20 protein-coding genes are annotated in these 9450 nt (G+C 49.9%); 19 read left to right on the top strand and 1 reads right to left on the bottom strand.

Features of this window, described 5'->3' with window-relative positions; genetic code table 11:
• The first annotated feature begins 203 nt into the window (after positions 1-203).
• Both bfd and bfr read left to right on the top strand, forming a co-directional pair.
• Positions 204-398: a bacterioferritin-associated ferredoxin gene (bfd, locus tag INF73_RS17310; RefSeq protein ID WP_003863268.1), complete on the top strand. Its 195-nt coding sequence runs from the start codon at positions 204-206 to the stop codon at positions 396-398.
• A 72-nt stretch (positions 399-470) separates the two neighbouring features.
• On the top strand, positions 471-947 hold the full coding sequence (gene bfr / locus INF73_RS17305) for a bacterioferritin (protein WP_028014636.1): 477 nt from the start codon (positions 471-473) through the stop codon (positions 945-947).
• On the opposite strand, the gene INF73_RS17300 is transcribed toward bfr, so the two are convergent.
• Positions 931-1404: an A24 family peptidase gene (locus tag INF73_RS17300; RefSeq protein WP_193541478.1), complete on the bottom strand. Its 474-nt coding sequence runs from the start codon at positions 1402-1404 to the stop codon at positions 931-933. The two genes, bfr and INF73_RS17300, sit on opposite strands and share 17 nt — an antisense overlap.
• Positions 1405-1785: 381 nt before the next feature.
• Between INF73_RS17300 and rpsJ the strand changes: the two genes are divergently transcribed.
• From rpsJ to rplF, 17 genes are all read left to right on the top strand, one after another.
• Positions 1786-2097, top strand: coding sequence for a 30S ribosomal protein S10 (rpsJ, locus tag INF73_RS17295; RefSeq protein ID WP_001181005.1), 312 nt, complete (start codon positions 1786-1788; stop codon positions 2095-2097).
• A gap of 32 nt (positions 2098-2129) precedes the next feature.
• Positions 2130-2759 carry a 50S ribosomal protein L3 gene (gene rplC, locus INF73_RS17290; RefSeq protein ID WP_003863274.1) on the top strand — a complete coding sequence of 210 codons (630 nt, stop codon included), beginning with the start codon at positions 2130-2132 and terminating at the stop codon, positions 2757-2759.
• A 10-nt stretch (positions 2760-2769) separates the two neighbouring features.
• Positions 2770-3375, top strand: coding sequence for a 50S ribosomal protein L4 (gene rplD / locus INF73_RS17285; protein ID WP_000424395.1), 606 nt, complete (start codon positions 2770-2772; stop codon positions 3373-3375).
• Positions 3372-3674 carry a 50S ribosomal protein L23 gene (rplW, locus tag INF73_RS17280; RefSeq protein ID WP_000617546.1) on the top strand — a complete coding sequence of 101 codons (303 nt, stop codon included), beginning with the start codon at positions 3372-3374 and terminating at the stop codon, positions 3672-3674. Before rplD ends, rplW begins: the two co-directional genes overlap by 4 nt.
• A gap of 17 nt (positions 3675-3691) precedes the next feature.
• The gene (rplB, locus tag INF73_RS17275; protein ID WP_000301859.1) at positions 3692-4513 is read left to right on the top strand and encodes a 50S ribosomal protein L2; all 822 of its coding nucleotides are present in this window, start codon (positions 3692-3694) and stop codon (positions 4511-4513) included.
• A 16-nt stretch (positions 4514-4529) separates the two neighbouring features.
• Entirely contained in the window at positions 4530-4808 is a 279-nt protein-coding gene (rpsS, locus tag INF73_RS17270) for a 30S ribosomal protein S19 (RefSeq protein WP_001138117.1), read from the top strand.
• A gap of 14 nt (positions 4809-4822) precedes the next feature.
• On the top strand, positions 4823-5155 hold the full coding sequence (gene rplV, locus INF73_RS17265) for a 50S ribosomal protein L22 (RefSeq protein WP_002919773.1): 333 nt from the start codon (positions 4823-4825) through the stop codon (positions 5153-5155).
• A 17-nt stretch (positions 5156-5172) separates the two neighbouring features.
• Positions 5173-5874, top strand: coding sequence for a 30S ribosomal protein S3 (rpsC, locus tag INF73_RS17260; RefSeq protein WP_000529945.1), 702 nt, complete (start codon positions 5173-5175; stop codon positions 5872-5874).
• A gap of 12 nt (positions 5875-5886) precedes the next feature.
• Positions 5887-6297, top strand: a complete 411-nt coding sequence (rplP, locus tag INF73_RS17255) for a 50S ribosomal protein L16 (protein ID WP_002919759.1) — start codon at positions 5887-5889, stop codon at positions 6295-6297.
• Positions 6297-6488 carry a 50S ribosomal protein L29 gene (gene rpmC / locus INF73_RS17250; protein WP_003863282.1) on the top strand — a complete coding sequence of 64 codons (192 nt, stop codon included), beginning with the start codon at positions 6297-6299 and terminating at the stop codon, positions 6486-6488. Before rplP ends, rpmC begins: the two co-directional genes overlap by 1 nt.
• Positions 6488-6742, top strand: a complete 255-nt coding sequence (gene rpsQ, locus INF73_RS17245) for a 30S ribosomal protein S17 (RefSeq protein WP_008503489.1) — start codon at positions 6488-6490, stop codon at positions 6740-6742. The genes rpmC and rpsQ overlap by 1 nt, the downstream gene beginning before the upstream one ends.
• Before the next feature lie 166 nt (positions 6743-6908).
• Positions 6909-7280, top strand: coding sequence for a 50S ribosomal protein L14 (gene rplN, locus INF73_RS17240; protein ID WP_002919748.1), 372 nt, complete (start codon positions 6909-6911; stop codon positions 7278-7280).
• A 10-nt stretch (positions 7281-7290) separates the two neighbouring features.
• A complete protein-coding gene (gene rplX, locus INF73_RS17235; protein ID WP_003863287.1) occupies positions 7291-7605 on the top strand; it encodes a 50S ribosomal protein L24 in 315 nt (104 codons plus the stop codon).
• Between the two features lie 14 nt (positions 7606-7619).
• Complete coding sequence (gene rplE, locus INF73_RS17230; RefSeq protein ID WP_001096202.1) at positions 7620-8159, top strand: 50S ribosomal protein L5; 540 nt, start codon at positions 7620-7622, stop codon at positions 8157-8159.
• 14 nt (positions 8160-8173) lie between these two features.
• Entirely contained in the window at positions 8174-8479 is a 306-nt protein-coding gene (gene rpsN / locus INF73_RS17225) for a 30S ribosomal protein S14 (RefSeq protein ID WP_003863291.1), read from the top strand.
• Between the two features lie 30 nt (positions 8480-8509).
• Complete coding sequence (gene rpsH, locus INF73_RS17220) at positions 8510-8902, top strand: 30S ribosomal protein S8 (protein WP_006178918.1); 393 nt, start codon at positions 8510-8512, stop codon at positions 8900-8902.
• A 12-nt stretch (positions 8903-8914) separates the two neighbouring features.
• A complete protein-coding gene (gene rplF / locus INF73_RS17215; protein WP_003863296.1) occupies positions 8915-9448 on the top strand; it encodes a 50S ribosomal protein L6 in 534 nt (177 codons plus the stop codon).
• The last annotated feature ends 2 nt before the right edge of the window (positions 9449-9450 follow it).

Genomic DNA, 9450 nt, shown 5'->3' with positions numbered 1-9450 from the left:
GGCGTTGTTGCTAAAGTTCTGGGCTAATTAATTATCCCTGAATAAAAAAGGACGCTTCGGCGTCCTTTTTTGTTTTCTGTACCTTTCCTTGTCACAAAATTTCGCATTTTTTAACCGCTCCCGGCCCGTATCCTGGCGTATGTGCTATTGTAATCATAACCATTCTCACTTACACTTTGCGCATATTTTGAACGGGAGTCTCTATGTACGTTTGTTTATGTAATGGTGTAAGCGACAAGAAAATTCGTCAGGCCGTTCGCCAGTTTCAGCCACAATCTTTCCAGCAGCTTCGCAAATTTGTTCCGGTGGGAAATCAATGCGGTAAATGCGTTCGCGCAGCGCGTGAGATCATGCAGGACGAACTGATGCAGATCCCGGAATTCAAAGAGATCGCGTAAGCCTCTATCTTTTTTTTGACATCCCCGTAGCCCGTTCTACGCTTCAATGAGTGGAAGCGGAGGGACTATATAATGAAAGGTGATGTTAAAATCATAAGTTATCTCAATAAATTATTGGGAAATGAGCTTGTCGCAATCAACCAGTACTTTCTTCACGCGAGAATGTTTAAAAACTGGGGTCTGACACGTCTGAATGACGTTGAGTACCATGAATCTATAGATGAGATGAAACACGCTGATAAATACATCGAGCGTATCTTATTCCTTGAAGGCATCCCAAACCTGCAGGATCTCGGCAAGCTGGGCATCGGTGAGGATGTCGAAGAGATGCTGCGTTCTGACCTCCGGCTGGAGCTGGAAGGTGCGAAAGATCTGCGCGAAGCCATTGCTTATGCTGACAGCGTCCATGACTATGTGAGCCGCGATATGATGATCCAGATCCTTGCCGATGAAGAAGGCCACATTGACTGGCTGGAAACCGAGCTGGATCTCATTAGCAAAATTGGCCTTCAAAACTACCTACAGTCTCAGATCAAAGTGGAAAATTAATCAGATTTTCCCATCCAACGCATAAACCCGCTGCTGCCAGAAATGGTCCAAAAGGCAGTGGGTTTTTTAATGCTCCTTTATCTGAGGTGAGAAATGAAAAAACAAGAATGCAAAGCAGCGCCACAAGCGCGGCGAGTAACGCCAGTTTAGGCAGTATGCACCAGCCATGCCACGCACCAAGTCCTGCCAGATACTTCACATCGCCATATCCCATTCCTTCCCGCCGGCAGATAAGCCGATAGCCCCAGTAAATCGTGGCAAAACCAAGATATCCAGCCACCGCTCCCATTACGGCACTCGGCAGAAAATCAGGATGGATAAAGACCTGGTAGAGCAGGCCCGTCCAGAGCAACGGGCAGAGAAATTTATCGGGCAGCAAACCGTCGCGAATATCAGCGCGTACGAGTAAGGCCGTCAGAGAAAAATAGATCATCAGGAAGGGGAGGGGGGTTAGCATGGAAAAGGCCTCAAAAGGTTTTGAGCGCATACTCGTTACAATCTGCCTGTCCGGCAACGCACAAAAACAGCAATTGCGTAGCGGCTTCAAATAAAAAAATTCAGAAAGGATATACGGCGTAAAAAGTTGCGCAGTCCTACGCATACTGAGCCTTTGACGCTTAATTTCTAAACGGCACTTGCGTCTTTCTCTGATTTACGTATAATGCGCGGGCTTGTCGTAATTGACGGCGGGTTCAATCAGAACCAGAGTAGCTCATTTTGTTACTCAACAATGCTCCCAATTGGGGGGCTACGTAAGAACGGTTACACTCTCCCATCAATCGTAATGGGTTTGAGGAGTAATCATTTTCGTTTATAAAATAATTGGAGCTCTGGTCTCATGCAGAACCAAAGAATCCGTATCCGCCTTAAAGCGTTTGATCATCGTCTGATCGATCAATCAACCGCGGAAATCGTCGAGACTGCTAAGCGCACTGGTGCGCAAGTCCGTGGTCCGATCCCGCTGCCGACCCGCAAAGAGCGCTTCACCGTTCTGATCTCCCCGCACGTCAACAAAGACGCGCGCGATCAGTACGAAATCCGCACTCACAAGCGTCTGGTTGACATCGTTGAGCCAACTGAGAAAACCGTTGATGCTCTGATGCGTCTGGATCTGGCTGCCGGTGTAGACGTGCAGATCAGCCTGGGTTAATCAGGTCATCGAGCGATTGAGAGGTTGAAACAATGATTGGTTTAGTCGGTAAAAAAGTGGGTATGACCCGCATCTTCACTGAAGATGGCGTTTCTATCCCAGTAACCGTAATCGAAGTTGAAGCAAACCGCGTTACTCAGGTTAAAGATCTGGCTAACGATGGCTACCGCGCTATTCAGGTTACCACTGGTGCTAAAAAAGCTAACCGTGTAACCAAACCAGAAGCGGGTCACTTCGCTAAAGCTGGCGTAGAAGCTGGCCGTGGTCTGTGGGAATTCCGTCTTGCTGAAGGCGAAGAGTTCACCGTAGGTCAGGACATTAGCGTTGAGCTGTTTGCTGACGTTAAAAAAGTTGACGTAACCGGTACCTCTAAAGGTAAAGGTTTTGCTGGTACCGTTAAGCGCTGGAACTTCCGTACCCAGGACGCTACTCACGGTAACTCCTTGTCTCACCGCGTTCCGGGTTCTATCGGTCAGAACCAGACTCCGGGCAAAGTGTTCAAAGGCAAGAAAATGGCAGGTCAGCTGGGTAACGAACGTGTAACCGTTCAGAGCCTGGACGTAGTACGTGTTGACGCTGAGCGCAACCTGCTGCTGGTTAAAGGTGCGGTCCCGGGTGCAACCGGTAGCGACCTGATCGTTAAACCAGCTGTGAAGGCGTAAGGGGATAGCAATGGAATTAGTATTGAAAGACGCGCAGAGCGCGCTGACTGTTTCCGAAACTACCTTCGGTCGTGATTTCAACGAAGCGCTGGTTCACCAGGTTGTTGTTGCTTATGCAGCTGGTGCTCGTCAGGGTACTCGTGCTCAGAAGACTCGTGCTGAAGTAACTGGTTCTGGCAAAAAGCCATGGCGCCAGAAAGGTACCGGCCGTGCGCGTTCAGGTTCTATCAAGAGCCCGATCTGGCGTTCAGGTGGCGTGACCTTCGCTGCGCGTCCACAGGACCACAGTCAAAAAGTTAACAAAAAGATGTACCGCGGCGCGCTGAAAAGCATCCTGTCCGAACTGGTACGTCAGGATCGTCTGATCGTTGTCGAGAAGTTCTCTGTTGAAGCGCCTAAAACTAAGCTGCTGGCACAGAAACTGAAAGACATGGCTCTGGAAGATGTGCTGATCATCACCGGTGAGCTGGACGAGAACCTGTTCCTGGCCGCACGTAACCTGCACAAGGTTGACGTACGCGATGCGACTGGTATCGACCCGGTTAGCCTGATCGCCTTCGACAAAGTCGTAATGACTGCTGATGCTGTTAAGCAAGTTGAGGAGATGCTGGCATGATTCGTGAAGAACGTCTGCTGAAGGTGCTTCGCGCACCGCACGTTTCTGAAAAAGCGTCTACTGCGATGGAAAAAACAAACACCATCGTTCTCAAAGTTGCTAAAGACGCGACCAAAGCAGAGATCAAAGCTGCTGTGCAGAAACTGTTTGAAGTCGAAGTCGAAGTCGTTAACACCCTGGTAGTTAAAGGGAAAGTTAAACGTCACGGACAGCGTATCGGTCGTCGTAGCGACTGGAAAAAAGCTTACGTCACCCTGAAAGAAGGCCAGAACCTGGACTTCGTTGGCGGCGCTGAGTAAGTCGGAGGAGTAATACAATGGCAGTTGTTAAATGTAAACCGACATCTCCGGGTCGTCGCCACGTAGTTAAAGTGGTTAACCCTGAGCTGCACAAGGGCAAACCTTTTGCTCCGTTGCTGGAAAAAAACAGCAAATCCGGTGGTCGTAACAACAATGGCCGTATCACCACTCGTCACATCGGTGGTGGCCACAAGCAGGCTTATCGTATTGTTGACTTCAAACGCAACAAAGACGGTATCCCAGCAGTTGTTGAACGTCTTGAGTACGATCCGAACCGTTCCGCGAACATCGCGCTGGTTCTGTACAAAGACGGCGAACGCCGTTACATCCTGGCCCCTAAAGGCCTGAAAGCTGGCGACCAGATTCAGTCTGGCGTTGATGCTGCAATCAAAGCAGGCAACACCCTGCCGATGCGCAATATCCCGGTTGGTTCTACCGTTCATAACGTAGAAATGAAACCAGGTAAAGGCGGTCAGCTGGCACGTTCTGCTGGTACTTACGTTCAGATCGTTGCGCGTGACGGTGCTTATGTCACCCTGCGTCTGCGTTCTGGTGAAATGCGTAAAGTCGAAGCAGACTGCCGCGCTACTCTGGGCGAAGTTGGCAATGCTGAGCATATGCTGCGCGTTCTGGGTAAAGCTGGTGCTGCACGCTGGCGTGGTGTTCGTCCTACCGTTCGCGGTACTGCGATGAACCCAGTCGACCACCCACATGGTGGTGGTGAAGGTCGTAACTTTGGTAAGCACCCGGTAACTCCGTGGGGCGTTCAGACCAAAGGTAAGAAGACCCGCAGCAACAAGCGTACTGATAAATTTATCGTACGTCGCCGTAGCAAATAATTTTAGAGGATAAGCCATGCCACGTTCTCTCAAGAAAGGTCCTTTTATTGACCTGCACTTGCTGAAGAAGGTAGAGAAAGCGGTGGAAAGCGGAGACAAGAAGCCCCTGCGCACTTGGTCCCGTCGTTCAACGATCTTTCCTAACATGATCGGTTTGACCATCGCTGTCCATAATGGTCGTCAGCACGTTCCAGTCTTTGTTACCGACGAAATGGTTGGTCACAAACTGGGTGAATTCGCACCGACTCGTACTTATCGCGGCCACGCTGCTGATAAAAAAGCGAAGAAGAAATAAGGTAGGAGGAAGAGATGGAAACTTTAGCTCAACATCGCCATGCTCGTTCTTCTGCACAGAAGGTTCGCCTTGTTGCTGACCTGATTCGCGGTAAGAAAGTGTCGCAGGCCCTGGACATCCTGACCTATACCAACAAGAAAGCTGCGGTATTGGTCAAGAAAGTACTGGAATCTGCCATTGCTAACGCTGAACACAACGATGGCGCTGACATCGACGATCTGAAAGTCGCGAAAATTTTCGTAGATGAAGGCCCAAGCATGAAGCGCATTATGCCGCGTGCGAAAGGTCGTGCAGATCGCATCCTGAAGCGCACCAGCCACATTACTGTGGTTGTGTCCGATCGCTGAGACTCTGGAGACTAGCAATGGGTCAGAAAGTACATCCTAATGGTATTCGCCTGGGTATTGTAAAACCATGGAACTCTACCTGGTTTGCGAACACCAAAGAATTCGCTGACAACCTGGACAGCGATTTTAAAGTACGTCAGTACCTGACTAAGGAACTGGCTAAAGCGTCTGTATCTCGTATCGTTATCGAGCGTCCAGCGAAGAGCATCCGTGTGACTATTCACACTGCTCGTCCTGGCATCGTTATCGGTAAGAAAGGCGAAGACGTAGAAAAACTGCGCAAGGTCGTAGCGGATATCGCTGGCGTTCCTGCACAGATCAATATCGCTGAAGTTCGTAAGCCTGAACTGGACGCTAAATTGGTTGCTGACAGCATCACTTCTCAGCTGGAACGTCGTGTTATGTTCCGTCGTGCTATGAAGCGTGCTGTACAGAACGCAATGCGTCTGGGCGCTAAAGGTATCAAAGTTGAAGTTAGCGGCCGTCTGGGCGGCGCGGAAATCGCACGTACCGAATGGTACCGTGAAGGTCGCGTACCGCTGCACACTCTGCGTGCTGACATCGACTACAACACCTCTGAAGCGCACACCACTTACGGTGTAATCGGCGTTAAGGTATGGATCTTCAAAGGTGAGATCCTGGGTGGTATGGCTGCTGTTGAACAACCGGAAAAACCGGCTGCTCAACCTAAAAAGCAGCAGCGTAAAGGCCGTAAATAAGGAGCGTCGCTGATGTTACAACCAAAGCGTACAAAATTCCGTAAAGTGCACAAAGGCCGCAACCGTGGTCTGGCGCAGGGTACGGATGTTAGCTTCGGCACTTTCGGTCTGAAAGCTGTTGGCCGTGGTCGTCTGACTGCACGTCAGATCGAAGCAGCACGTCGTGCAATGACCCGTGCAGTTAAGCGTCAAGGTAAGATCTGGATCCGTGTATTCCCGGACAAACCGATCACCGAGAAGCCACTGGAAGTTCGTATGGGTAAAGGTAAAGGTAACGTGGAGTACTGGGTTGCCTTGATCCAACCGGGCAAAGTCCTTTATGAAATGGACGGTGTTCCGGAAGAGCTGGCCCGTGAAGCCTTCGGCCTGGCAGCAGCGAAACTGCCTATCAAAACCACCTTTGTAACTAAGACGGTGATGTAATGAAAGCAAAAGAGCTGCGTGAAAAAAGCGTTGAAGAGCTGAACGCTGAGCTGCTGAACCTGCTGCGTGAGCAGTTCAACCTGCGCATGCAGGCTGCAAGTGGCCAGCTGCAACAGACTCACCTGCTGAAGCAAGTGCGTCGCAATGTTGCACGCGTTAAGACTTTACTGACTCAGAAGGCGGGTGCGTAATGACCGATAAAATCCGTACTCTGCAAGGTCGTGTTGTTAGCGACAAAATGGAGAAATCCATTGTTGTAGCTATCGAACGTATTGTGAAACACCCGATCTACGGTAAATTCATCAAGCGTACGACCAAACTGCACGTACATGACGAGAACAACGAATGTGGTATCGGCGACAAGGTTGAAATCCGTGAATGCCGTCCACTGTCCAAGACTAAGTCCTGGACGCTGGTTCGCGTTGTAGAGAAAGCGGTTCTGTAATACAGTACGCCTTCTCAATACGAATAAACGGCTCAGCGATGAGCCGTTTATTTTTTCTACCCATATTGCAGAAGCGGTGTTATAATGCCGCGCCCTCGATATGGGGCTTTTTAACGGCTCTGATTTTAGAGTCTCAGGTAGTAGTTGACATTAGCGGAGCACTAAAATGATCCAAGAACAGACTATGCTGAACGTCGCCGACAACTCCGGTGCACGTCGCGTAATGTGTATCAAGGTTCTGGGTGGCTCGCACCGTCGCTACGCAGGCGTAGGCGACATCATCAAGATCACCATCAAGGAAGCAATTCCACGTGGTAAGGTCAAAAAAGGTGATGTGCTGAAGGCGGTAGTGGTGCGCACCAAGAAGGGTGTTCGTCGCCCTGACGGTTCTGTCATTCGCTTCGATGGTAATGCATGCGTTATTTTAAACAATAACAGCGAGCAGCCTATCGGCACGCGTATCTTTGGGCCGGTAACTCGTGAACTTCGTACTGAGAAGTTCATGAAAATTATCTCTCTGGCACCAGAAGTACTCTAAGGAGCGAATCATGGCAGCGAAAATCCGTCGTGATGACGAAGTTATCGTGTTAACCGGTAAAGATAAAGGTAAACGCGGTAAAGTAAAAAATGTTCTGTCTTCCGGCAAACTTGTCGTTGAAGGTATCAACCTGGTTAAGAAACATCAGAAGCCGGTTCCGGCCCTGAACCAACCAGGCGGCATCGTTGAAAAAGAAGCTGCTATTCAGGTTTCTAACGTTGCAATCTTCAATGCGGCTACCGGTAAGGCTGACCGTGTAGGCTTTAGATTCGAAGACGGCAAAAAAGTCCGTTTCTTCAAGTCTAACAGCGAAACTATCAAGTAATTTGGAGTAGTACGATGGCGAAACTGCATGATTACTACAAAGACGAAGTAGTTAAGAAACTCATGACCGAGTTTAACTACAATTCTGTCATGCAAGTCCCTCGGGTCGAGAAGATCACCCTGAACATGGGTGTTGGTGAAGCGATCGCTGACAAGAAACTGCTGGATAACGCAGCAGCTGATCTGACAGCAATCTCCGGTCAAAAACCGCTGATCACCAAAGCACGCAAATCTGTTGCAGGCTTCAAAATCCGTCAGGGCTATCCGATCGGCTGTAAAGTAACTCTGCGTGGCGAACGCATGTGGGAGTTCTTTGAGCGCCTGATCACTATTGCTGTTCCACGTATCCGTGACTTCCGTGGCCTGTCCGCGAAGTCTTTCGACGGTCGTGGTAACTACAGCATGGGTGTCCGTGAGCAGATCATCTTCCCAGAAATCGACTACGATAAAGTCGACCGCGTGCGTGGTTTGGATATTACCATTACCACTACTGCGAAATCTGACGAAGAAGGCCGTGCTCTGCTGGCTGCCTTTGACTTCCCGTTCCGCAAGTAAGGTAGGGTTACTGAATGGCTAAGCAATCAATGAAAGCACGCGAAGTAAAGCGCGTAGCTTTAGCTGATAAATTCTTCGCTAAACGCGCTGAACTGAAAGCGATCATTTCTGATGTGAACGCTTCCGACGAAGATCGTTGGAATGCGGTTCTCAAGCTGCAGTCTCTGCCGCGTGATTCCAGCCCGTCTCGTCAGCGTAACCGCTGTCGTCAAACAGGTCGTCCACATGGTTATGTGGGCAAGTTTGGGTTGAGCCGTATCAAACTGCGTGAAGCCGCCATGCGCGGTGAAGTGCCAGGCTTGAAAAAGGCTAGCTGGTAATTACCAATTGAATCACGGGAGTAAAGACAGATGAGCATGCAAGATCCGATCGCGGATATGCTGACCCGTATCCGTAACGGTCAGGCCGCGAACAAAGTTGCGGTCACCATGCCTTCCGCCAAGCTGAAAGTGGCAATTGCCAACGTGCTGAAGGAAGAAGGTTTTATCGAAGATTTTAAAGTTGAAGGCGACACCAAGCCGGAACTGGAACTTACTCTCAAGTATTTCCAGGGTAAAGCTGTTGTAGAAAGCATTCAGCGTGTCAGCCGCCCAGGTCTGCGCATCTATAAGAAAAAAGATGAGCTGCCAAAAGTTATGGCTGGCCTTGGTATCGCAGTTGTTTCTACCTCTAAAGGTGTTATGACTGATCGTGCAGCGCGCCAGGCTGGTCTTGGTGGCGAAATTATCTGCTACGTAGCCTAATCGGAGGAAAGAATGTCTCGTGTTGCTAAAGCACCGGTCGTTATTCCTGCCGGCGTTGATGTAAAAATCGACGGTCAGGTTATTACGATCAAAGGTAAAAACGGCGAGCTGACTCGTACCCTCAACAAAGCTGTTGAAGTTAAACATGCAGATAACGCTCTGACCTTCGGTCCACGTGATGGTTTCGTGGATGGATGGGCTCAGGCTGGTACCGCGCGTGCCCTGCTGAACTCAATGGTTGTTGGTGTTACCGAAGGCTTCACTAAAAAGCTTCAGCTGGTTGGTGTAGGTTATCGTGCAGCTATCAAAGGGAATGCAGTAGGCCTGTCTCTGGGCTTCTCACACCCTGTTGAGCATCCGCTGCCGGCCGGTATCACTGCAGAATGTCCGACTCAAACTGAAATCGTGCTGAAAGGCGCTGATAAACAGCTGATCGGTCAGGTTGCAGCAGATCTGCGCGCCTACCGTCGTCCTGAGCCTTACAAAGGCAAGGGTGTTCGTTACGCCGACGAAGTCGTGCGTACCAAAGAGGCTAAGAAGAAGTAAGG

The organism is Enterobacter cloacae complex sp. P6RS, assembly GCF_014982245.1.
GTDB classification, from domain to species: Bacteria; Pseudomonadota; Gammaproteobacteria; order Enterobacterales; family Enterobacteriaceae; genus Enterobacter; species Enterobacter bugandensis.
This window is presented reverse-complemented; position numbering and strand designations above follow the sequence as displayed.